Genomic DNA, 23,032 nt, shown 5'->3' with positions numbered 1-23,032 from the left:
CCAGGCTACGGCTCACCGTGCCGCCGTCCGCGACCACCCGCCGACCCCGTGCTGGGTGAGCCCCTGGATCTGCGCCAACGCGAGCGCGTCCGTCGCGTCCGCGACCGACAGCCCGCTGCGCCGAGCGAGTTCGTCGACGGACAGCGATCGACGTCCGAGCGCGTCGAGCACCCGGAGGACGTCCGGGTCGTCGTGCACGAGCAGCGGCGTCGCCGACGGCAAAGCGACCTCCCCGCCCCGGTGCGCGACCGCGGCTGCCGCGGCCTCGTCCGGGTGCACCATGAGCTGCGCACGGCCCTGCGCCACGAGCCGGTGGCAGCCGACCGACGCGGCCGAGGAGAACGCCCCGGGAACCGCGAACACCGTCCGCCCGAGCTGCCCGGCGTGGTGTGCGGTGTTCAGTGCCCCCGAGCGGGCACCCGCCTCGACCACCACCGTGACGTCGCCGAGCGCGGCGATCAGCCGGTTCCGAGCGAGGAACCGCCAGCGCGAGGGCCGGGTGCCCGGCGGGGACTCGGCGATGACCGCACCCCGCTGGGCGACGCCCCGGAGCATCTCGACGTTGCCCGCCGGGTACAGCTGGTCGACGCCGCCCGCGAGCACGGCGACGGTCGTCGCGCCGGCCGCGATCGCCACGCGGTGCGCGGTGGCGTCGATGCCGTACGCTCCCCCGCTCACGACCACGCACCCGGCGTCCGCCGTCCGCGACGTGATGTCGGCCGCGGCCTCGGAACCCGCGACGGTGTTCGCGCGCGACCCCACGACCGAGACCGCCGGCGGGTCGCCCCAGTCGGCGACGGAGCCGTGCGACGACCGGCTCCACAGCACGAGGGGGGCATGGTGCCCGAGGTCGTCGACCGCCCGCGGCCACGCCGGTCCGTCGGGCAGGAGCAGGCGCGCTCCGACGGCGTCCGCTGCGGCCAGCACGGCCCCGACGTCCGCGTGGGCCAGCCGTGGGCGCCACCGCTCGACGGCCTTCGTCAGCGCCCGGCCGTAGCCCGTCGGGTCGTCCGTCCCCGCCACACCCCGTTCGACGCAGAGCGCGAGGAGCCCGCCGATCCCGTCGTCGACGGCGCCGAGGACCCCCTCGAACGCCGCGGCGGGACCGAGCCCCTCGATGAGTCCGCCCGCGATCGCGTCCCCGGGCTCAGCGACGACCGACCAGGCGACACGGGTGCAGGCCACGACCGGATCAACGTCACGCGAACCGGTCGCCCGGAGCACGGCCTCGAGGAGTCCCGGCTCTCCGTGCGGCGTCACAGCGCGCTCCGCAGCGCGAGGGCGTCCTGGACGTGCTCGGCGGTCGGGCGGTCCGCCTCCGCGAGGTCGGCGAGCGTCCAGGCCAGCCGCATGATCCGGTCCCAACCGCGCATGGTGATCGTGCCGAGGTCGAGCGCTCGGTCGATGGCCTTCGTGGACCCGGGCGCGCCGGTGCCGTCACGACGGAGCCACGTCCCGGCGACGTCGGCGTTGCGGGTCCATCCCGTACCGCGCAGCCGGGTGCTCGCGCGGTCTCGCGCTGCCAGGACCACGGCCCGCGCCTCCGCGGTCGTGGGCGCACGGTCGTCCGCGGCACGCACCGCGGCCGTGGTCACACGTGGGATCTGCACACGGATGTCGATGCGGTCGAGGAGCGGGCCGGAGAGTCGCGCCAGGTACCGCCGGACCGTGCTCGCCGAGCACTCGCACGGTGTGCCGTGCGCGACCCCGGCGTGCCCGCACGGACAGGGGTTGGCGGCGAGCACCACCTGGCACCGTGCGGGGAACTCGACCGCGCCGGCGGAGCGATGCACGGCGATGCGCCCGGACTCGAGCGGCTGCCGCAGCGCGTCGAGGACCGCTCGGGGGAACTCGGGTGCTTCGTCGAGGAACAGCACGCCGTGCGTCGCCCGCGAGACCGCTCCGGGGCGGATGACGCCGCTGCCGCCACCGATGAGCGCCACGGCCGAGGCCGAGTGGTGCGGAGCTTCCCACGGCGGCCGTCGTGTCCACGACCGCGCACCGTGCCCGGCGACCGACCGGATCGAGGCGACCTCGAGGGCAGCTTCGTCGGTGAGGTCCGGCAGGACGCCCGGCAGCCGCTCGGCGAGCATGGTCTTGCCAGCCCCGGGCGGCCCCAGCATGAGCACGTGGTGACCGCCCGCTGCGGCCGCGAGGACCGCCCGGACGCCGATCGCGTTCCCCACCACTTCGGCCAGCTCCGGCTCCGGCCGATCAGCTGGGTCGAGCGGCCCCACCGCGACCCGGACCGGCTCGACCTCGACCGGCGGGAGCGTCGCACCGGCATCGATCGCGGCCGCCCGCAACGAGTCGACGCCCGCGACCGCGATGCCCTGCACGATCCGGGCCTCGTCGAGGTTGCCCGCGGGGACCACCACACGCTCCGCGCCCGCGTCCCGCGCCGCGAGCAGCATCGGGATGATCCCGACCACGGGACGGGTCCGGCCGTCGAGGCCGAGCTCGCCGACGTAGACGGTGCGTGCCGACGTGCGCGGGGCGGCGCCGGCCCCGGCGAGCACCGCCATCGCGATCGCGAGGTCGAACCCGGACCCGCGCTTCGGGACGGCTGCGGGCGTGAGGTTGACGGTGATGCGGCGGGCTGGCAACGGGCAACCCGCGTTCGCCGCAGCCGATCGCACCCGCTCACGGGCTTCGCCGAGTGAGGTGTCCGGGAGCCCGATGATCCGGAACGCCGGCAGCTGGCTGGTCAGGTGCGCCTCGACCTCGACCAGGCGCCCGGTCACCCCGAGCAACGCCACGGCCGACGCCCGTCCGATGTCGGTCACAGCGCACCCACCACGAGCTCGACCGCACTGCGCGGACCGTCGACGTGCACGGCGACGGCGTCGATCCGGACCGCTCGAGCGGAGACGTCCGGGTGGTCATCGAACCACGCCGGGACGAGCCGGCGGAGTCGGGTCAGCTTCGTCGCGGTGATCGACTCGAACGGGTGCCCGGTCGCGGCACCCGCGCGGGTCTTCACCTCGACGAAGACGAGCGTGTCCCCGTCCCACGCCACGATGTCGACCTCGCCGCGAGCACACCGCCAGTTCCGTTCGACGATCCGGTATCCCCGTTGCCGGAGCCAGTCCGCCGCGAGGGATTCCCCGTGGACGCCGAGTCGTGCCGTTGTTCCGTGTTCCATGTCCGCCTCCGCGGAACAGGTTCACGCACCACCGGATCGGTCCGATGGACACGATCGAGAGCTGTGGAGGACCACTTCAGCCATGGCCGTTGTGCAGGAATGACGAAAGGGACCCGGACGAGATCGTCCGGGTCCCTTTCGGCAGGGGATCAGTGCGCGGCGGCGTAGGCCTCCTGCACCTGCGTGGAGATGCGCCCGCGGCTCGACACCTCGTAGCCGTTGTCCTTCGCCCATTCGCGGATCTTCGCGAGTTCCTCGGAGTTGCCGCGCTTCGGTGCCGGCTTCGACGCGGTCGCGCCGCCGGACCGACGTCCGCTCACCTTGCGCGCGGCGGCGACGTAGTCGGAGATCGCTTCACGGAACTTGTCGACGTTGTCGTTCGAGAGGTCGATCTCGTACGTCGAACCGTCGAACGCGAACTCGACCGTGCGGCCTTCGCTCGCGGTGATGGGCGAATCGTCGAGGTCGTCGACGAGCTGGACGGTGACCTTCTGTGCCATTGCGACTCCTTGATCGGGGAAAGTCTTTCCCGATCACGGTATCCGAAAGGAATGCACTCCGTCACTTCCGCGCCGGTGATTCCCGGAAATGGTCACTCGTCGAGCGCGAGTTCCTTCGGCAATTCGAGTTCCCGCGTGGTCAGTTCTTCCACGTTCACGTCCTTGAACGTGAGGACTCGAACAGATTTCACGAACCGGTCGGAACGGTAGACGTCCCACACCCAGACATCGGTCATCGACAATTCGAAGTAGAAATCATGCTCGGTGTCCCGGCGGACGAGCTCGACCTCGTTCGCCAGGTAGAAACGTCGCTCGGTCTCGACCACGTAGCGGAACTGCGACACGACGTCGCGGTACTCGCGGTACAGGGCAAGTTCGACCTCGCGGTCGTAGTCGTCGAATTCGTCGTCATCCATCGCGTCCCACAGTCTACGGCGACCACGACGGCCCGTCCCACCCCGACGCCGCGACGCGCGAGCGGCGCCCCCACCCGGACGCCGCGACGCGCGAACGGCGCCCCCACCCCGACGCCGCGACACGCGAACGGCGCCCCCCACCCCGACGCCGCGACGCGCGCGCCTCGGCCTCAGCCGACCGCGCCGAGTTCCTCGAACCCGTCCAGCGCCACGGTCGACGCCTGGTGCAACCACGACGTGCGGTGGAGCGCGTGCGCACCGGCGCTCCGGATGCCGTCGTAGTGCGCGGTCGAGCCGTAGCCCTTGTTCGATGCCCACGCGTAGTGCGGAGCGTCCTCGTGCGCGGCGACCATGAGCGCATCTCGGGCGACCTTCGCCACCACGGACGCTGCAGCGACCGAGGCGCAGTCCCGGTCCGCCTTCACCCTGACGACGACGTCCAGCGGGTCGACACCGGCCAGGAGCGCCGTCGGCACCGCGCGGCTGAGCCAGTCGAAGGAACCGTCGAGCACCACCACGGCGCCGTCGAGCGAGACACCGCCCGCCACCAGCCGCGCGAGTGCTGCGGCTCCCGCCTGTCCGAGCGCCGGCACGATGCCCTGCCGGTCGACGACCTCGGCTGACGCCATGCCCACCGCGGTCGGCGCCCAGCGCTGCACGACCGGCACCAGGGCGTCCCGGCGCGACGCGGAGAGCAGCTTGGAGTCGGCGACGCCCTGCGGCACCCGACCGACGTCGACCGTGACGGCGGCGACACCGACCGCCACCGGTCCCGCGATCGCGCCACGGCCCACCTCGTCCATCCCGATGACGGTCACACGGCCGGAGCCGAGCAGCCGCTTCTCGACCCGGAGCGAGGGGCGGACCGCGGTCACCGGTCCCGCTCCTCCACGCCGGCGAACACGTCCGGGTAGTCGTTCAGCCAGGTCCACCGGCTGGTGGGCCAGGAGATCACGAACGCGCGGCCGGTGACGTCGGACAGCGGCACGAAGCCCTTCGAGGGCGTGTCACCGTTGTACCGGGAGTCCTTCGAGTCGTTGCGGTTGTCGCCCATCACCCAGATGGTGCCCTTCGGCACGGTCACGGAGAAGTCGGTCGCGGAAGCCGGGGCCCCCGCTGGCAGCTTGAGGTACGGCTCCTTGATCGGAACGCCGTTGACGGACATCTGCCCGAGGTCGTTGCAGCACGACACGGTGTCGCCGGGGAGTCCGATGACCCGCTTGATCAGGTGGTCGTCGCTGTCACCGGTCCCGAGGCCGATCTGCGTGAGCACCCAGTCGGCGGCCTTGCCGACCGGGGTCGTCGGCGCGACCTTCGGGACGTCCGACCCGGTCAACCAGCCGCCCGGGTCCTTGAACACCACGACGTCACCGCGCTTGAGCGACACGACGTCCGGAACGAGTTCGTTCACGATGACACGGTCGTTGATCTGCAGCGTGTTCTCCATCGACGCCGACGGGATGTAGAACGACCGGATCAGGAAGGTCTTGACGAGGAACGACACGAGCAGCGCCGCGACGAAGATGATGAGGAGGTCACGGAGGAAGGTGAGGACACCGTTCCGCTTCTTCCCCGAGCGCGGCCGGAGCCCCGGTTCCTTGGTCGTGTCCGTCATTTCCACTCTCGATCGTGCAGGCTCCCCCGGCGGACTGCGGCCCTCCACCCGGTCATGCCGGCAGGTGCCGACACCTGGTGGAGCCGACACCGGGAGACCCGAGGACGCCGGGAAAAGGAAGAGCCCTCGTCCACGCACAACCGTACATGGACGAGGGCCCGTCAGCGGCGTCCGGCTCGCGGCCACCCACTGTGAAGGCGATCAGGCGTCGCGCTTCTCCTTGATCTTGCGACGGGCGGCCTTGCCGCGCAGCTCGCGCAGGTAGTAGAGCTTCGCGCGACGGACGTCACCGCGGGTGACGATCTCGATGTGGTCGATGATCGGCGAGTGCACCGGGAACCAGCGCTCGACGCCGACCTGGAAGCTCACCTTGCGGACCTTGAAGGTCTCGCCGAGGCCGTGACCCTGACGCGCGATGACGACGCCCTGGAAGACCTGGATACGCGAGCGCGTGCCCTCGATGATGTTGACGTGCACCTTGATGGTGTCGCCGGGGCGGAAGTCGGGGACGTCGGTGCGCAGCGATGCTGCGTCGACGTGGTCGAGGAGCTGGCTCATGATGGGTTCACTCTCTGCGGACGCGCACGGGTCGCCGCGGATCGGTTTCGGAAACGTGTGTGGTTGTGCCCGGTGTCGGCGACTCCCCCGTGGCAGAGTCCAGCCAGGGCACAGCGTCCCATCTTGCCACACCGGGAGCAGGACACAAAACGACGGACGCTCCCGGCAGGATGGACCCATGATCGAACTCCGCACGCCCGCCGAACTCGACGGGCTCCGCGCCGCCGGACGCTTCGTCGCCGACGTCCTCGACGCACTCCTCGACACGGTCGACGTCGGCGTGAACCTGCTCGAGCTCGACCGCGTCGCCGCGCGGATGATCGGCGAGCGCGGGGCGGTGAGCTGCTACGTCGACTACCACCCGTCCTTCGGGAAGAGCCCGTTCGGCAAGCACCTCTGCACCTCGGTGAACGACGCCGCGCTGCACGGCCTGCCGTACGACCGCGTGCTCGTCGACGGCGATCTGGTGAGCCTCGACTTCGCCGCGAGCCTCGACGGCTGGGTCGCCGACTCCGCTGTGACCGTGCAGGTCGGGACGCCCCGTGAGGACGACCAGCGACTCATCGCGACGGTCGAGTCCGCCCTCGCCGCCGGGATCGAGCAGTTCCGCGTCGGCAACAAGCTCGGCGACGTCTCGTACGCGATCGGCCACGTCGCCCACGACGCCGGCTACGACGTCAACACGCAGTTCGGCGGGCACGGCGTCGGCCGGACCATGCACGGCGAACCGCACGTCCCGAACGACGGTCGACCAGGCCGCGGCCTGAAGCTCCGGCCCGGACTGGTCGTCGCGATCGAGCCGTGGCTCATGCAGGGCACGGACGAGCTCTACCAGGACGACGACGGTTGGACGCTCAAGAGCGCTGACGGCTCGCGCGCCGCGCACGTCGAGCACACGGTCGCCGTCACCGACGCGGGTCCCGAGGTCCTGACCCTGCGTCGCGCCCAGCGCGAGGTGGCGTCCGCCTGACGCGCCTCGCAGCCTCGCGCGCAGCACGAGGCTGCGACCCACCCCGCGACTCGCGCGCAGCGACAGTCCTCGGGGCGCCAGCCCCGAGGACTGTCGCCCTGCCCGAGCTCGGTCACGCCGGGCGGCCGGGTCGAGGACGCGGCCAGACGACCGCCTGGAGGCACGGTGCGGCCTGGCACCGCGCCTCTCCCCACCGGCACGGCCGGAACGCCGCTGGCGCGTCGTCCCGGAACCGGCGGCGTGGGCCCAGGCCGATGGTGCGCAGCACCGAACCGCACCGCTGACGCCCCGAGACTCGCGGTGAGCGACACTCCTCGGGCAGCTGGGCGCGAGGAGTGTCGCGCAGCCCGAGACTGGGGCCAGCGCGGAGGCGGCTACTCGGCGCGCTCCGCGTCGGGCAGCAGGTCCGGCCGCACGCGTCGCGTGCGCTCCACCTGCTGGTCGTGCCGCCAGGCGGCGACGCGGGCGTGGTGCCCGCTGAGCAGGACGTCCGGCACGTCGATGCCACGCCAGGACGCGGGCTTCGTGTACGAGGGGTACTCGAGCAGGCCGTCCTCGTGGGACTCCTCGACGAGCGACTCGGGGTTGCCGACGACGCCGGGCACGAGCCGCCCGACCGCTTCGATCATGGCCATGGCGGCGACCTCGCCACCGTTGAGCACGTAGTCGCCCAGCGAGAGCTCCACGACCGAGCAGCGGGAGGCAGCCCACTCGAACACGCGGGCGTCGATCCCCTCGTAGCGCCCGCAGGCGAACACGAGGTGATCCGAGGTCGCCGCGAGCGAACGGGCGATGGACTGCGTGAACGGGGTCCCGGCGGGGGTGGGCACGACGAGCGTCGACGACCCGTCCTCGCGGAGGACCGACGACAGCGCCTCTGCCCAGGGCTCGGGCTTCATGACCATGCCCGCTCCCCCGCCGTACGGGGTGTCGTCCACGGTGCGGTGTCGGTCGGTCGTCCAGTTCCGCAGGTCGTGCACGTGCAGGTCCAGCAGACCGTCGACCCGGGCCTTCCCGAGCAGTGAGACGTCGAGCACCGAGAAGAACTCGGGGAAGATCGTGACGATGTCGATGCGCACGGCGCTACCCCTGGTCGGTCGGCGTGACAGTCTCGGGGCGCGAGGTGTCCTCGGGGTCCTCGAACAGCCCGGTCGGCGGCGTCACGGTGATCGTGCCGGCCGCGATGTCGACGGCGGGGACGATGGCCGAGACGAACGGCACGAGCACCTCGCCGCGCTCGGGGGTGTCGATGGCGAGGAGGTCCTGCGCAGGCAGGTGGTCCACACGGGCCACGGTCCCGACCTCGGTGCCGTCGCGGAGGACGCGCAGGCCGACCAGCTGGTGGTCGTACCAGGCGTCGTCCTCGCCGGTCTCGGCGTCGGCGTCCTGCTCGACCCAGAGGATCGCCCGCGCGAGGGTCTCAGCAGCGGTGCGGTCCTCGATGCCCTCGAAGAAGGCGACGGGGTGGCCGTTGTACCAGCGGAGTTCGTCCAGCGTGATGGTCTTGCCCGACCACGGGGAGTCATCCGGGACCTGGAGCGTGAACGTCGCTCCGGACGTGAACCGACGATCCGGGTCGTCGGTGTAGAGCTCGAGCTTGATGCCGCCCTTGAGCCCGTGCGCCTTCGTGATGCGACCCACCCGGAGCTGGGTCGTCTCCCTAGGAATCGGTGTCGACCACGTCGACCCGCACCCGCTTGCCGTCGGCGAGAGCCGAGACGAGGGTGCGGAGCGCCTTTGCGGTCCGTCCGGCGCGACCGATCACGCGGCCGAGGTCCTCGGGGTGCACACGCACCTCGAGGACCTCGCCCCGCGCGGAGGTGGAACTGGCGACGCGCACGTCGTCCGGGTGATCGACGATCCCCTTGACGAGGTGCGTCAGCGCGGATTCGAGCAAGGAATTACGCCTCGGTCGTCTCGGCTGCGTCGTCGGCCGGGGTCTCGGCAGCGGCCGGAGCCTCCGCCTTCTTCTCCGACTTCGGCTTGAGGACGGCCTTCTTGGCCGTGTCCGCGACGAAGGCCTGCTTCGGCTCGCGGGCCTTGACCTTCGACTCGGTGTCCTTCTCGCCCTTGAACTTGGCCCAGTCACCGGTGAGCTTGAGCAGCGCGGCGACCTGCTCCGACGGCTGCGCGCCGACGGAGACCCAGTACTGCGCACGCTCGGAGTCGATCTCGATGAACGAGGGCTCCTCGGTGGGGTGGTACTTGCCGATCTCCTCGATCGCGCGACCGTCGCGCTTGGTGCGCGAGTCGGCGACGACGACACGGTAGTACGGCGCACGGATCTTACCGAGACGCTTGAGACGGATCTTGACAGCCACAAATGCTCCTGTTGCGTGTTGTTGTGGTTGAACCGGACCGCGGGCGTGGGGGCACACACGGTGGAAGCTCGATGGAAAGCGCGGACTGCTGGATAGAGGGTCGAGCAGCCACGATTCGACCGTTCATTGTTGCAGATTCCGCGTCAGGGCGCGAGTCGACGCACCGCTTCGAGTGCTTCACTGGTGGCCCGGACGGCGTCCACGCTCCGAGCGTCCCGTGCGCCGCCGACCACCTCGAACGGCACACCGGCCGCAGCCAGGCCCGCCAGGAGCCCCTCGGGGTCCGTCCCGTCGAGGTCGACCGCCCGCTCCTGCCCGGCGCAGACCACCACGGTGTCGGCCGGCACCGCCCGCTCGACGCCGTCCTCGTCGCGGATCCAGAGGACGCCGGGCTCGATGCGCAGGTACTCCTGCACACCGCCGACCATGCGGACGCCCGCGTCCCGCAACCGCCCGACGGCGACCCAGCGCGAGGTGATGCCGATGCCGGTGCCGAACTTGCCGCTGCGCCGGAGCACGGTCACCTGTGAGCCGGGCCGCAGGACGCGGTCGGCGACCGGCAGGCGCTGCGGCACGTCGCCGACGATCTCACCGCTGACGTCGACCTCCCAGCGCAGGCCGAACTCGGTCGCCCGCGTGGCCTCGTCGGGCGACTCCACGAGGAACGCCGCCGTGTCGACGCCGATGCCGCCGCCGCCGATGATCGCCACGGTGCCCGCCGGGACCCCCTCGCGGAGCGCCTGCTCGTAGGACACCACGTGGGGCAGCGACGACCCGGGCACGTCGATCCGCCGCGGCACGACCCCGGCGGCGACCACGACGGCGTCGGCGCCGACGAGGTCCGCCGGGGTGGCTGCCCGCCCGAGGTGCACGGTGGCGCCGCGGGCGTCGAGCTCCGCCCGGGCCGCCCGGACGGTCGCGGCGTAGTCCTCCTTGCCGGGCACCATCGCGGCCAGGTCGAACTGGCCGCCGAGCCGGTCGGACGCCTCCCAGAGCGTCACGACGTGCCCGCGGCGGGCGGCGTCGACGGCGGCGGCCAGCCCGGCGGGCCCACCGCCGACCACCTCGACCCGCTTCGGCGCGACGGTCGGGCGGAGCGGGAACGCCAGCTCGCGGCCGGCGCGCGGGTTGACCAGGCATGAGACCGGGGCACCGACGATGGAGCGGTCGAGGCAGGCCTGGTTGCACCCGATGCACGTGTTGACGAGGTCGTAGGCGCCGGCGAGCGAGCGCTCGACGAGGGCCGGGTCGGCGAGGAACGGTCGCGCGAGCGCCACCGCGTCGACCAGACCGTCGGTGAGCACGGCCTCCCCGTCCCGGAGGTCCGTCATGCGGTTCGACGCGATCACCCGGACCTCCGGGTGCGACGAGGCCCGCACGACCCCGGCGATTCGGTTCGCGTACGACAGCCAGGCGCCGTGGGGCACCGCTGCCTGCACGGTCGGCGTCCGTGTCTCGTGCCAGCCGATCCCCACCGAGATGCCGTCGAGTCCCAGGGGCAGCAGCTCGTGGACGAGCGCGTCGACCTCGTCGTCGGTCGTCGAACCCGGCATGAGGTCGGCACCGGACAGCCGGATCGTCACCGCGAGGCCGGGGACGGCAGCGCGGACGGCCGCGACCACCGCCACGGCGAAGCGGCGACGTCGCGCCGGCGAACCGCCCCACTCGTCGTCGCGCAGGTTCGTCAGCGGCGACTGGAACTGGTTGATGAGGTAGCCCTCGGAGGCCATGATCTCGACGCCGTCGAAGCCGATGTCACGGGCCGATCGAGCCGCCGCGGCGAAGTCCTCGATCGTCCGCTCGACCTCGGCGCCCGTCAGCTCCTCGGGGACGACGCCCCGCGCGGCGGACCACGGGAGCGCGGACGGCGCGACGGCACGCTGCGGCTGCCCGTGCCGGTCGACCATGCCGTTCACGAGCGCGTACCGGCCGGCGTGGAACAGCTGCGCGAGCACGGCGCCGCCCTCCTCGTGGACGGCCTCGACCGCGGCCCGGAAGCGTTCGTCGGCGCCCCCGACGCCGAACACCGCGAAGTCCGGGCCCCCGCGGGCCTCGTCGCTCACCGCGATGCCGCCCGTCACGATCAGGGCGGCGCCACCGGCCGCCCGCTCACGGTAGAACGCCGCCATGCCGGCCCCGCCGTCGTCGTGCACCTCGAGTCCGGTGTGCATCGACCCCATGACGACCCGGTTCCGGAGGGTCAGCGGCCCGAGGGTCCACGGCGAGGAGACGACGGCGAGGTCGGGCATGGCGACGGTGCTCATGCCCCTACTCTGCCGTGTCGGACGCCGTGTCGGCAGCAGCGTCGGCCGGAGGCAGCACCGCGTCGCGAAGGGGCGACGTCGTGTCCGCCCAGAACGGCGGCGCGACCACGGTGAGTCCGCCGTCGACCGAGAGGGTCTGCCCGGTGATGTAGGACGCCTTGTCGGACAGCAGGAAGTCGACCGCGTCCGCCATGTCGTCGGCGGTGCCCGGGCGCTGCAGCGGCAGCTTCGACAGCACAGAGTCCATCGGCGCCATCCCCGGCACCGAGTTGTAGAAGTAGTCGAGCGAGTCGGTGTCGATGAGCCCGCCGTTCACCGCGTTCACGGTGATCTGACGCGGACCGAACTCGACCGCCATGTACTTCGTGTACGCCTCGGTCATGGCCTTCGCAGCACCGAGCGCGGCGTAGGTCGGGAACGCCCGGAGCGACCCGTACGAGGTCACGACGACGATGCGGCCACCGCGGTCCATGAGCTCGGCGGCCCGCTGCGCACCGAGCACGAAGGAGCGCGCGTTCGTCGCGTAGCTCCGGTCCAGGTGGTGCAGCTTGAGGTCGGCGACCGGCTTGAACGCGCTGGCCGCGGCGTTCGCGACGAACATGTCGAGCCGCCCGTAGGTGTCGCGCACCAGGTCGAACAGCGCGTCGATCGACTCCGGCTGCTCGATGTCGACCTGGGCGGTGATGCCGTCGCCGCCCGCGGCACGCACGTCGGCGAGCGACTCCTCGGCGAGGTCGGCGTTGCCCTTGTACGTCACCACGACGGTGACGCCGCGCTGGCCGAGCTTCTGCGCGAGCAGGCGGCCGATGCCGCGGGAGGCTCCCGTGATGAGGGCGATGGGTGCGGTGGTTGCAGCCATTGTGTTCCTTGCGTCTTCAGGGCCTGGAGGCGCGGGGCGGGCCCGCACCGCGCCTCCCGTCCGGTGGGTGGTGGCGTCCTAGAAGCCGGCTTGGCCGGTCACGACGGCGCGGCCGACGACCAGCTTCTGGATCTCGTTGGTGCCCTCCTCGAAGCGCTGTGCGCGCGCGTCGCGGTAGACGCGCTCGATCGCGTTGCGCTTCCAGTAGCCCTGGCCGCCGTGCACCTGCAGGGCCTTGTCGGTGACGCGGGCGAGCATGTCGACGGCGACCATCTTCGAGGCGCTCGACAGCGTGCCGGCGTCGGGGCGGTCCTCCTCGTAGGCGCGTGCGGCTTCGAGCACGAGCGCCCGGGCCGCGGCGATGTCGGCGTAGTTCTCGGCGAGGTAGAACTGGATCGCCTGCCGGCTGGAGAGCTTCTTGCCGAACGTCTCGCGCTCGTTCGCGTACGCGACGGCGAGCTCGTTCGCCCGCTCGGCGAGGCCGACGGCGCTCATCGCGACCGACACGCGGCTCGGCAGCAGGAAGCCGCCGAGCGCGACCTCGAGGCCCTGGCCCTCCTCGCCCAGGCGGGCGGAGGCCGGGATCGGGGTCTCGGTGAACCGGAGGATCGCGTGGTCGGTGCCGCGGATCCCCATCGTGTCGGAGTCGTCGATCACCTCCGCGCCGGGCAGCCCGCTGTTCGGCATGAGGAACGCGACCGTGCCGTCCTGGCCGGAGGTGCCCTCGAGCCGCGCGGCGATGAGCCAGTAGTCGCACCGCACCCCGAACGTGATGAGGTGCTTCTCGCCGTTCATCACGTAGGTGTCGCCCTCGCGGCGGACCGTGGTGCGGATGTCCGCCCCCGTGCCGGCCGCGGCCTCCGTCAGGGTGAACGCGACGAGCTTCTCGCCCGCGACGCTCGGCTTGACGACCTCCTCGATCTGCGCGGGCGTCGCGTACGGCGCCATCGCACGCCAGGTGCCGTTGATGACGTGCACGAGCATCCGGATCGAGGCGTGCGAGCGGGAGACGATCTCCATGACCTCGAGGTAGCGCGAGAACGGGATGCCCCGTCCGCCGAGCTCGGCCGGGGCGGCGAGGCTGAGCCGGCCCCGCTCCTTGAGCTCCTGGAAGAGTTCGGGGGCGACCTGGCCGGTGCGCTCGATCTCCTCCGCCCACTCCTCGCCGCGGCCGCGGACCCATCCGGTCACCTCGGCCTTGAGCTGCTGGAAGGCGGCCTCGTCGAAGGCCGTGCTCGTCGTGTCGTCGACGATCGTCATCGTTCAGTTCTCCTTCGTGGTGGTCGCCGCGCCGCTCGCGACGAGCGCCGCAGCCCGGTCCCGCAGGACGTTCTTCTGGACCTTCCCGACGGCGTTCCGCGGGAGCTCGTCGATGTCCTCGAGGCGCTCCGGCCAGTAGTACTTGCTCACGCCGGCGGCGTCGAGGTACTGCTGCATCGCCCGGAACGAGAGCCGCTCCCCCGCCGCGGGGACGACGAAGGCGCAGGCGCGCTCACCGAGCCGCTCGTCGGGCATGGCCACGATGGCGACGTCCGTGACCGAGGGGTGCTGGTAGAGCAGGTTCTCGATCTCCACGACCGGGATCTTCTCACCGCCGCGGTTGATGACGTCCTTCACGCGGCCGGTGATCGAGAGGAAGCCCTTGTCGTCCACGGTCGCGAGGTCGCCGGTGCGGTACCAGCCGTCGTCGGTGAAGACGTCGTCGGTCAGGTCCGGCCGGTCCAGGTACCCGTCGAACATGGTCGGCGAGTGCAGCTCGAAGTTGCCCTCGGTGCCGGCCGGCAGCTCGTGGCCTTCGTCGTCGACGATCCGGATCCGGATGCCCGGGAGCGCACGGCCGTCGTGGCCGTACGCGTCCGTCGGGTCGTCGTCCGGGCCGGAGAGCGCGCCGAGGCAGGTCTCGCTCGTCCCGAATGCCCCGAGGATCGCCGTGCCGAGCACGGTCGCGGCCCGCTGCGCGAGTGCCCGCGGCACGGCGGCACCGGTCGGCACGAAGATCCGCAGCGACTCGGGCTGCGCGGCACCGGCCTCGACCAGGTCGACGAGGTCGGTCAGGAACGGGGTCGCGCACTGCACGAACGACGCCTTCGCGACGCCGAACGCCTGCTCGAGCGCGACCGTGCCGTCCCAGACCGGCTGGATGACCTGCGGCGCGCCGAGCCGGAACGCGAGGAGCATGCCGTAGAGGAACCCGGTCTGGTGCGCGAGCGGCGACGGGATGTAGATCCGGTCCGCGCTCGTCAGACCCGACTGGGCGACGTGCATCGCGGTCGCCAGGCCGAGCGTGCGGTGCGGGTGCTGCACGCCCTTCGGCTCGCCGGTGGTGCCGGAGGTGAAGAGGAGCTGGCACACGTCGTCCGGCCCCGGTGCCCGGGAGCGGATCTGGTCGACGTCGACCTGCACCGAGCCGAGCGCCGTGTCGAACCAGCGCCAGTTCCAGTCGCTCGCGGCCACTCGGTCCGCGGCGTCCGCGGGCAGCGGCGGCTGGTCGTTCGGCAGGTCGCCCTGCCCGCGGGCCTCGGCGCGCAGCACGACCACGTGCTCGACCGACAGGCGCCGGCGCTGCGCCTTCGCCTCGTCGACGACGTCGAGCAGCTCGAGTGCGGGGCGCCGCTTCCGGAACACGTTCGGCAGGAACACGACCCGGGCCTTCGACCGCGCGAGGGTCATCGTGGTCTCGCGCGGGCCGAAGACGGGCATGATCGGCGTCGCGACCGCGCCGATCTGGACCGCGCCGAGCGTGATCGACACGAACTCGCGCCAGTTCGGCAGCTGCATGGCCACGGAGTCGCCCGTGCGGACGCCGAGCTCGAGCAGGAGCGCGGACACCCGGTCGGCCTCGTCCTGCAGCTGCTTCCAGGTGGTCTCGACCGGGGCGGTCCCGCCGACCTCGACCACGGCGACGCCGTCCGGGTCGGTCTCCGAGAGGGTGCGGACCCGCTCGCTCAGGACGAGCGGCTCCGCGTCGACGCCGACCGTCGCCGTCGCCGGCAGGTCGGTGCGCCCCGCGGCGGACGTGGACGGCGCGGCGACCGGCACGGTCGCGTGCGCGCGGCGGGTCTGGTCCGTCGCGTCGGGCCGCGCCACCGGGACGGACTCGTCCCCGCCCAGGTCGGTGCGCTCGGACACCGTGTCGGCGTCGTCGATGCGGGTGTCGTGACCGCCGCCGTGCACGGCACCGACGGACATGTCGAGTCCGACGGCGTTCATCGCCTCGAGGAAGGTCGGGTACGAGATGCGGTACGCACGGGGGTACGTGAGGGAGCTCGTCCCCTGCGCCTTCGACGCGGCGACCGCGAGGGACATGAGCACGCGGTGGTCGTTGAAGGACGACATCGGGGAGCCGTGCAGGGCTCCCGGTCCGACCCCGGTGACCCGGAGTTCGTCGACACCCTGCTCCGCTCGGCCGCCCATGCGGTTCAGCTGGAGCATCGCGGCGACGCGGTCGGACTCCTTGAGACGGATGTGCGCCACGTTCCAGAGCCGGGTCGTGCCCTCGGCGAAGGTCGCCATCGTGGACAGCACGGGGAGCAGGTCGGGGATCGGTCGGCAGTCGATGTCGAGTGCGCGCAGCGGCGAGCCGTCGTGCTCGATCCGGACGAACCCGGTCGCCTCGTCGATCCGCATCGGCACGCCCATCGCGCTGGCGAGGTCGAGGAACTCGCTCTCCGGGTGGTCCGTGCCGGCCGTCGTGGTGGACGTGAGGCCCCGCAGCAGCACGTTCGACTCGCGGATACCGGCGGCCGCGATGCCGAACGCTGCGGAGCCGATGTCCGGCGGGATGACGTAGTCGTGCGGGGTCGCCTGCTGGCCGGCCGGGATCCGGTACTCGAGCCAGTCGTCGGACACCTCGACCGTCAGACCGAACTGCCGCATCATGCGCACGGTGAGCTCGACGTACGGCTGTTCGTTGAGCCTGCCGCCGGTGATGTGGATGCGCGTCTCCTGCTCGGCGAACGGCGCGACGAGCAGCAGTCCGGAGACCCACTGCGACAGGGTCCCGGCGATGGTGACGTCGCCGCCGCGGGGCCGCCGGGGCTGGACCGTCACCGGCGGGCAGTCGTTCGTCGCCTCGAGCTCGACGCCCATCTGGGTCAGCGAGGTCAGGAGGGCCTTGATCGGGCGGCGCTGGAAGTACTTCATGCCCGAGAGCGTCATCGGCTTGTCCGCGAGGGACGCCAGGCCGGTCATGAAGTAGAGCGTGGTCCCCGAGGAGCCCATGTTGAGCAGCCCGTCGGCGCCGCGCGACCCGTGGTCGACGACGTCGGTCGCCTCGTAGCGACCGCCGAGCCCGGTGACGAGGTAGTCGTCGCCGCGGCGCTTGACGTCGACGCCGAGCGCCCGGAGGGTGCCGACGGTCCACTCGACCTGCCGGGTCGAACTGATGCCGGAGACGGTGCTCGTGCCCTTCGCGAGCGATGCCAGCACCAGCGCGCGGTGCGCGTGGTACTTGGAGACCGGGACGTCGATCTCCCCGACGAGTGGTGCGGACGAACCGCGCACGACCAACTGCATGCGGACCTCTTCCCTGCGAGCGAATCCACGGTAGTACCGTCATGGAACGATTCCCACGGTAGTACCGTTCTGGAACAACTGGGTGGAGCGAGGTGCACGACCGGCGCGGGCGTTCGTTGTGCGTGTCCGACAACCGACCGGCAGGATGGCCGCATGGACATCCGCTTCACAGAGTCCCACCCGTCGACCATCGGTGTCGAGTGGGAACTCCCGCTGGTCGACCGGGACACCGGGGACCTCACCCCGCGCGCCCCGGCGGTGATCAGTGCGGTGCAGGAGCGGCTGGGCGACCCGGACCGTGTCACGGAGGAGCTCCTGACCAACACCGTCGAGGTCGTCACGGGCGTGCACACGACGGTCGGCGGGGCCACCCGGGAGCTCTCCGGCATCATCGGCGAGGTCGTCGACGCCGCGGACCCGCTCGACGCGCAGGTCATGTGCTCCGGCACGCACCCGTTCGCCCTGTGGGACCAGCAGGAGATCACGCCGGACAGCGAGCACTACACGACCCTCATCGACCGGACGCGCTGGTGGGGACGCCAGATGCTCATCTGGGGCGTGCACGTGCACGTCGGGATCGACCGGCGCGACAAGGCCGTGCCGATCATGAACGCGATGCTCGGCTACGTGCCGCACCTGCAGGCCTTCACCGCGTCGAGCCCGTTCTGGGGCGGCATCGACACCGGGTACGCCTCGAACCGGGCGCTCATGTTCCAGCAGCTCCCGACCGGCGGACTGCCGCCGGGCATCGGCGACTGGAGCGGTTTCGAAGGCGTCGTCGACGACCTGACCCGGACCGGTGTGATCGACGGGTTCAAGGACCTCCGCTGGGACATCCGCCCGTCACCGGGCTGGGGCACGCTCGAGAACCGGGTCTCCGACGGCATCTCGACCCTGCACGAGGTCGGCGCCGTCACCGCGCTCGTCCAGTGCCTGGTGACGGCGCTCTCCGACCGGCTCGACCGCGGCGAGGAACTGCCGACCATGCAGCAGTGGTTCGTCCGCGAGAACAAGTGGCGCGCAGCGCGGTACGGCATGGACGCGGAGATCATCACGAACGCCGCGGGTGACGAGCGGCTCGTCACCGACGAGGTGCACGACCTCGTGCAACGCCTCGACCCGATCGCGGAGCGGCTCGGCTGCCAGCAGGAGCTGCACCACCTCGACACGATGACCGAGCAAGGGGCCTCGTACCAACGCCAGCTCCGGGTCGCGCAGGAGAACGGCGGCGACCTCCGCGCCGTCGTCCGCCACCTGGTCACCGAGCTGCGCGAGTCGCTCTAGTCGCCACCACCTCCGGCCGGGAGGCACGGTGCGGGTCCGCCCCGCGCCTCCCGTCCTGGGGGCTGGCACCGCGTCGGACGATCGGTACAGTTCGGATGTGACGGGGACGAGCGCCGGGGGCGCGTCGAGGGTCGGTGTCCACCGTGCGGCGGCCTTCGTCGCCGCCGGGCAGCCGCGCGAGGCGCTCGCCGTGCTCGCTGCGGCCGGGCCCGAGGAGAACGAGACCGCCGCCGCGCAGCGTGTCCGCGCGCTGGCTCTGCTCGCGGTCGACGAGGTCGACGACGCGCTGGGAGCGGCCCGCCAGGCGGTCGGCCTCGACCCGGACGACGGGACCGGGCTGTGGCTCACGTCGACGCTGCTGCTCCGGACCGGAGACCAGGCGGGCGCAGTGGACGCAGCCCGGCGAGCCGTCGTCGTGGCCCCGACGTCGTGGCGCTCGCACGCAGCGGTCGCCGACGCGCTCTTCCTCGACCCGGCGCGACGGGTCGAGGCCCTCCGGGCGAGTTACGAGGCCGTCCGGCTCGCGCCCGAGGAGCCCGACGTGCACCGACGCCACGGGGACCTGCTCCTCGCCGCGGGACGACACCGCGACGCGCAGGCCGCCTACCGGCGCGGCCTGGAGCTCGCCCCCGGGACGACCGGCACACGGCACAACCTGGCGGTGTCCCGCCTCCGCGGCGGACACGAGGGCGAGTCCGCGCTGGCGTTCTCGAGCGTCCTCGCCACCGACCCGACCGACGCCACGGCGCGACGGAACTTCGTGGTCGCCGTCGTGAACCCGCTCGCGCGAGTACGGGGCATGCTCGGGTTCACCGCCGTGATGACCGGCCTGATGTCCCTCGGGGTGACCGGCGATGCCGAGATCGCGCGCCTGACCACGATCCTGCTCCCCGTCACCGGGATCGTCGGAGCCGTGGTCGTCGCGCTCCGGTTCGTGGCCGAGACCCGCAGCCGGACGCGTTCCGTCGTCGCGACCGCCCGCCGCGCGGTGCCGGGCTGGACCGCCCTCGCGGCGGTGACCCTCGCGGCCCTGATCGTCTCCGTGGTCAGCGTCTTCCTGCCGCTCGCAGCCGCCCTCGTGGCACAGGCGGTCGTGCTCGCCTGCGCCGTCCTCGGCTCGCTGCAGTCGCGACGCATCCTGGTGGCGTTCCCCCGGACCCGCCCGGCGCCGCCCACCGTGGCCGCGGCCCCCACCGACGAGTCCTCGCCGTGGCGGAACCCGGCATGACGGACACGGTGTGGACCGATCCGGACGGGCCGGCGTCGACGTCCGGGTTCTGGAGCGTCGTGCACGACCGACCCGACAACGCTCCGGCCGTCCGCGGACTGCGGCGCTCGGTCCTCGGGACGCTGCAGCGGCTCCGGGTCGTCGTCGGCGGCAGCGCCATCGCCGGGTTCTTCGTGGGCGTCCCGCTCGGCGCACCCGGACCGACGCTCCTGCTCGCTGTCACCAGCTGGCTGATCGCGGCCGCACTGATCGCCATCGGGGTCGTGCTCGTCACCCGGACGGTGCGGCAGAACCGGGAACCGCTCGTCCGGCTGCTCCGCGGATCGACGTTGCTCCGCACGGTCGTGGTCCTGCTCACCGTCGCGGCCGTCCTCGTCCTGCTCGCCCCGGCCCTGCCGTTCGCCGCCCCACCTCCACCTGACCACCGAGGACCCCATGGACCACGAACCGACCGACCCCGTGATCGACGCCCTCCGTCGAGCCGTGGCGTCCGCGCCGCACGACGTCCCGCTCCGCGTCCATCTCGGTCGTCTGCTGCTGGACGCGGGCAGGACCGCCGAGGCGACCGCCGAGGCCGCGGCCGCGCTGGCTGCCGAACCGACCGACGCCGCAGCCGGCACGCTCATGCTCGACACCCTCCGCGGCGGCTCCGCCCCGGTGTCGAGCGCCGCGCCGTCGAGCGCACCGTCGTCGAGCGCCCCTGAGGAGACGGCGGACGACCGCACCTCCTTCGACTGGCACGCGGCGGAACAGGAGGTCGAGCACCTCGTCGGACCGGCCTTCGTCGACGACCTCGACGCCGACGACCCGGACCTCCCCTCCGCGTTCTCCGTCGAGGACCCCGGGACCCGGTTCACCGACGTCGGGGGCATGGAGCACGTCAAGCAACGGCTGAACGCGGCGTTCCTCGCGCCGCTCGCGAACCCCGAGCTCCGCGCGCTCTACGGCAAGAGCCTCCGCGGTGGACTGCTCCTCTACGGACCGCCCGGGTGCGGCAAGACCTTCATCGCGCGCGCCGTCGCCGGCGAGCTGGGCGCACGGTTCCTCAGCGTCGCGATCACGGACGTCCTCGACCCGTACATCGGCGTGAGTGAGCGGAACATCCAGGCGGTCTTCGAGGCCGCTCGGGCAGCGGCGCCGTGCGTCGTGTTCTTCGACGAGGTGGACGCACTCGGCCAGCGGCGGAGCCAGACGCGCAGTTCGCACGTCCGCGGCATGGTGAACCAGCTCCTCACCGAACTCGACGGGATCAGCGGCGGCAACGAGGGCGTGTTCGTGCTGGCGGCGACGAACCAGCCCTGGGACGTCGAACCCGCGCTGCGACGGCCGGGCCGCCTCGACCGGACGGTGCTGGTGCTGCCGCCGGACGCTCCTGCTCGTGAGGCGGTCTTCCGCACCCACCTCCGGGACCGACCGCTCGAGGGCGTCGACGTCGGGGTGCTCGCGAAGCGCACCGAGGGCTTCTCCGGCGCCGACATCGCCTACGTCTGCGAGGTCGCCGCCGAGCGGGCGCTGATGGACAGCGTCGCCAGCGGCACCGCCCGGCTCATCGGGATGCCCGACCTCCTCGACTCGGTGGCGGAGGTGCGACCGTCGACACGGTCGTGGCTCGACACGGCGCGGAACGTCGTGCTCTTCGGCGAGGACGACGGGACGTACGCGGACCTCCGCGCCTACCTCAAGAAGTCGAAGCGCTGAACGACGAACGGGAGGCGCGGTGCCAGCCGACACCGTGCCTCCCGTCCGTCGTCGGTCGCGTCAGCGACCCACGGCAGTCCGCGTCAGCGGCCCAGGAACTTCTGCAGCGACTGCATCTCTTCCTCGGTGGGCGCCTTCGGGTTCTTCGCGTTCGCGCCGCCGAACCCGAACCCGGACCCCTGGGGGGTCTGCTGCTGGGGCTGCGCCGCGGCACCCGAGGCGAGCGCCGCACGCTTCGCCGGGTTGCCGACCTTCTTCTTCTTCGCGCCGCCCTGCTGCTGCTTCTTCTTGCCGCCGTGCATGCCCGGGATCGGACCCATGCCCGGCATCTGCGGCACGCCGCCGCGCGCGACGGTCTTCATCATCTTCGCCGCCTGCTCGAAGCGGTTCACGAGCGCGTTCACCTCGGTCACCGTGGTGCCGGAGCCCCGGGCGATGCGGAGACGACGGGAACCGTTGAGGAGCTTCGGCAGCTCGCGCTCCTGCTTCGTCATCGACTGGATGATCGCCTCGGTGCGGACGATCTCGCTCTCGTCGAAGTTGTCGAGCGCTTCGCGCATCCCCTTGGCGCCCGGGAGCATGCCGAGCATGCCCTTGATCGAGCCGGCCTTGCGGAGCTGCTGCATCTGCTCGAGGAAGTCGTTCAGCGTGAACGAGTCGGAGGCGATCTTCTCGGCGACCTTGCGGGCCTCGTCCTCGTCGAACGCCTGCTGGGCCTGCTCGATGAGCGAGAGGATGTCGCCGAGGTCGAGGATGCGGCTCGCCATGCGGTCCGGGTGGAACGGCTCGAAGTCGTCGAGGCCCTCACCTGTGGACGCGAACATGATCGGGCGACCGGTGATGCTCGCGACGGACAACGCCGCGCCACCGCGGGCGTCACCGTCGAGCTTCGACAGGACGACACCGGTGAAGTCGACGCCCTCCTGGAAGGCGCGGGCGGTGGCGACGGCGTCCTGACCGATCATCGCGTCGATGACGAACAGGACCTCGTCGGGGTCGACGGCCTTGCGGATGTTCGCGGCCTGCTTCATCAGCTCCGCGTCCACGCCGAGGCGGCCGGCGGTGTCGACGATGACGGTGTCGTACTGCTGGTCCACCGCGGCCTTGATCGCGTTCTTCGCGACCTTCACCGGGTCGCCGACGCCGTTGCCGGGCTCCGGGGCGAACACGTGCACGCCGGCCTGTTCACCGACGACCTGGAGCTGCTGCACGGCGTTCGGACGCTGGAGGTCCGCCGCGACGAGCATCGGGGTGTGGCCGTCCTTCTTGAGCCACTTGCCGAGCTTGCCCGCGAGCGTGGTCTTGCCGGCGCCCTGGAGACCGGCGAGCATGATCACCGTCGGCGGACGCTTCGCGAACTCGAGCCGACGCTGCTGCCCGCCGAGGATGCCGACGAGTTCCTCGTTGACGATCTGGACGACCTGCTGCGCGGGGTTGAGCGCCTTGTTCACCTCGTCGGAGAGCGCGCGCTCGCGCACCGCGGCGGTGAAGGACTTGACGACCTCGAGCGCGACGTCGGCGTCGAGGAGCGCCCGTCGGATCTCGCGGACGGTGCCGTCGACGTCGGACGGGGACAGGCGACCCTTGCTCCGCCGGTTGCGGAAGGTCTCTGTCAGCCGGTCGGAGAGTGAACCGAATTGCGCCATGATCCGTCGATTC

The 23,032-nt window shown here is 72.0% G+C and carries 21 protein-coding genes; 4 read left to right on the top strand and 17 right to left on the bottom strand.

Going from position 1 to position 23,032, the window contains the following annotated elements; all coding sequences use genetic code 11:
• Positions 1–12: 12 nt before the first annotated feature.
• From dprA to rplS, 8 genes are all read right to left on the bottom strand, one after another.
• Positions 13–1,260, bottom strand: a complete 1,248-nt coding sequence (gene dprA, locus IEY20_RS00385; RefSeq protein ID WP_175329039.1) for a DNA-processing protein DprA — start codon at positions 1,258–1,260, stop codon at positions 13–15.
• Positions 1,257–2,786 (bottom strand): YifB family Mg chelatase-like AAA ATPase, encoded by a 1,530-nt coding sequence (locus tag IEY20_RS00380; protein ID WP_175329038.1) that lies wholly within the window; start codon positions 2,784–2,786, stop codon positions 1,257–1,259. The genes dprA and IEY20_RS00380 overlap by 4 nt, the downstream gene beginning before the upstream one ends.
• Positions 2,783–3,145 carry a YraN family protein gene (locus tag IEY20_RS00375; protein WP_022902320.1) on the bottom strand — a complete coding sequence of 121 codons (363 nt, stop codon included), beginning with the start codon at positions 3,143–3,145 and terminating at the stop codon, positions 2,783–2,785. Before IEY20_RS00375 ends, IEY20_RS00380 begins: the two co-directional genes overlap by 4 nt.
• Positions 3,146–3,294: 149 nt before the next feature.
• Positions 3,295–3,645, bottom strand: coding sequence for a histone-like nucleoid-structuring protein Lsr2 (locus IEY20_RS00370; protein WP_175329037.1), 351 nt, complete (start codon positions 3,643–3,645; stop codon positions 3,295–3,297).
• Positions 3,646–3,737: 92 nt separating this feature from the next.
• Positions 3,738–4,061 carry a DUF2469 family protein gene (locus IEY20_RS00365; protein ID WP_022902322.1) on the bottom strand — a complete coding sequence of 108 codons (324 nt, stop codon included), beginning with the start codon at positions 4,059–4,061 and terminating at the stop codon, positions 3,738–3,740.
• Positions 4,062–4,231: 170 nt separating this feature from the next.
• On the bottom strand, positions 4,232–4,936 hold the full coding sequence (gene rnhB, locus IEY20_RS00360; protein ID WP_175329036.1) for a ribonuclease HII: 705 nt from the start codon (positions 4,934–4,936) through the stop codon (positions 4,232–4,234).
• Positions 4,933–5,676: a signal peptidase I gene (lepB, locus tag IEY20_RS00355; protein WP_022902324.1), complete on the bottom strand. Its 744-nt coding sequence runs from the start codon at positions 5,674–5,676 to the stop codon at positions 4,933–4,935. The genes rnhB and lepB overlap by 4 nt, the downstream gene beginning before the upstream one ends.
• A 201-nt stretch (positions 5,677–5,877) precedes the next feature.
• A complete protein-coding gene (gene rplS / locus IEY20_RS00350) occupies positions 5,878–6,234 on the bottom strand; it encodes a 50S ribosomal protein L19 (RefSeq protein WP_022902325.1) in 357 nt (118 codons plus the stop codon).
• Between the two features lie 178 nt (positions 6,235–6,412).
• Between rplS and map the strand changes: the two genes are divergently transcribed.
• On the top strand, positions 6,413–7,204 hold the full coding sequence (map, locus tag IEY20_RS00345) for a type I methionyl aminopeptidase (RefSeq protein ID WP_175329035.1): 792 nt from the start codon (positions 6,413–6,415) through the stop codon (positions 7,202–7,204).
• A 374-nt stretch (positions 7,205–7,578) separates the two neighbouring features.
• Here map and trmD read toward each other — a convergent pair whose 3' ends face one another.
• The 8 genes from trmD to aroA all read right to left on the bottom strand — a co-directional run bounded on the left by trmD (position 7,579) and on the right by aroA (position 17,163).
• Positions 7,579–8,283 carry a tRNA (guanosine(37)-N1)-methyltransferase TrmD gene (trmD, locus tag IEY20_RS00340; RefSeq protein ID WP_175329034.1) on the bottom strand — a complete coding sequence of 235 codons (705 nt, stop codon included), beginning with the start codon at positions 8,281–8,283 and terminating at the stop codon, positions 7,579–7,581.
• Positions 8,284–8,287: 4 nt separating this feature from the next.
• A complete protein-coding gene (gene rimM, locus IEY20_RS00335) occupies positions 8,288–8,845 on the bottom strand; it encodes a ribosome maturation factor RimM (protein WP_175329033.1) in 558 nt (185 codons plus the stop codon).
• A 19-nt stretch (positions 8,846–8,864) separates the two neighbouring features.
• The gene (locus IEY20_RS00330; RefSeq protein WP_022902329.1) at positions 8,865–9,101 is read right to left on the bottom strand and encodes an RNA-binding protein; all 237 of its coding nucleotides are present in this window, start codon (positions 9,099–9,101) and stop codon (positions 8,865–8,867) included.
• A 4-nt stretch (positions 9,102–9,105) separates the two neighbouring features.
• The gene (rpsP, locus tag IEY20_RS00325) at positions 9,106–9,525 is read right to left on the bottom strand and encodes a 30S ribosomal protein S16 (protein ID WP_175329032.1); all 420 of its coding nucleotides are present in this window, start codon (positions 9,523–9,525) and stop codon (positions 9,106–9,108) included.
• Between the two features lie 143 nt (positions 9,526–9,668).
• Complete coding sequence (locus tag IEY20_RS00320; protein WP_229727774.1) at positions 9,669–11,789, bottom strand: oxidoreductase; 2,121 nt, start codon at positions 11,787–11,789, stop codon at positions 9,669–9,671.
• 4 nt (positions 11,790–11,793) lie between these two features.
• Complete coding sequence (locus IEY20_RS00315; RefSeq protein ID WP_175329031.1) at positions 11,794–12,648, bottom strand: SDR family oxidoreductase; 855 nt, start codon at positions 12,646–12,648, stop codon at positions 11,794–11,796.
• Between the two features lie 78 nt (positions 12,649–12,726).
• Positions 12,727–13,908, bottom strand: a complete 1,182-nt coding sequence (locus IEY20_RS00310) for an acyl-CoA dehydrogenase family protein (protein WP_175329030.1) — start codon at positions 13,906–13,908, stop codon at positions 12,727–12,729.
• Between the two features lie 3 nt (positions 13,909–13,911).
• Positions 13,912–17,163 carry a 3-phosphoshikimate 1-carboxyvinyltransferase gene (aroA, locus tag IEY20_RS00305; protein ID WP_175329029.1) on the bottom strand — a complete coding sequence of 1,084 codons (3,252 nt, stop codon included), beginning with the start codon at positions 17,161–17,163 and terminating at the stop codon, positions 13,912–13,914.
• A gap of 153 nt (positions 17,164–17,316) precedes the next feature.
• Here aroA and IEY20_RS00300 point away from each other — a divergent pair, with 153 nt between their 5' ends.
• From IEY20_RS00300 to IEY20_RS00290, 3 genes are all read left to right on the top strand, one after another.
• Complete coding sequence (locus tag IEY20_RS00300; RefSeq protein ID WP_022903586.1) at positions 17,317–18,447, top strand: glutamate--cysteine ligase; 1,131 nt, start codon at positions 17,317–17,319, stop codon at positions 18,445–18,447.
• A gap of 97 nt (positions 18,448–18,544) precedes the next feature.
• On the top strand, positions 18,545–19,675 hold the full coding sequence (locus tag IEY20_RS00295) for a tetratricopeptide repeat protein (RefSeq protein ID WP_175329028.1): 1,131 nt from the start codon (positions 18,545–18,547) through the stop codon (positions 19,673–19,675).
• Positions 19,676–20,110: 435 nt separating this feature from the next.
• The gene (locus IEY20_RS00290; RefSeq protein ID WP_031273449.1) at positions 20,111–21,373 is read left to right on the top strand and encodes an ATP-binding protein; all 1,263 of its coding nucleotides are present in this window, start codon (positions 20,111–20,113) and stop codon (positions 21,371–21,373) included.
• An 83-nt stretch (positions 21,374–21,456) separates the two neighbouring features.
• Here the strand turns inward: IEY20_RS00290 and ffh are convergent, their stop codons facing one another.
• On the bottom strand, positions 21,457–23,019 hold the full coding sequence (gene ffh, locus IEY20_RS00285; protein ID WP_188888828.1) for a signal recognition particle protein: 1,563 nt from the start codon (positions 23,017–23,019) through the stop codon (positions 21,457–21,459).
• Positions 23,020–23,032: the final 13 nt, after the last annotated feature.

Origin of the sequence: Curtobacterium luteum (assembly GCF_014646995.1) — a bacterium.
GTDB classification, from domain to species: Bacteria; Actinomycetota; Actinomycetes; order Actinomycetales; family Microbacteriaceae; genus Curtobacterium; species Curtobacterium luteum.
Note: the sequence above shows the minus strand (reverse complement) of the source record. Positions and strands in the feature narration are given on the sequence as shown.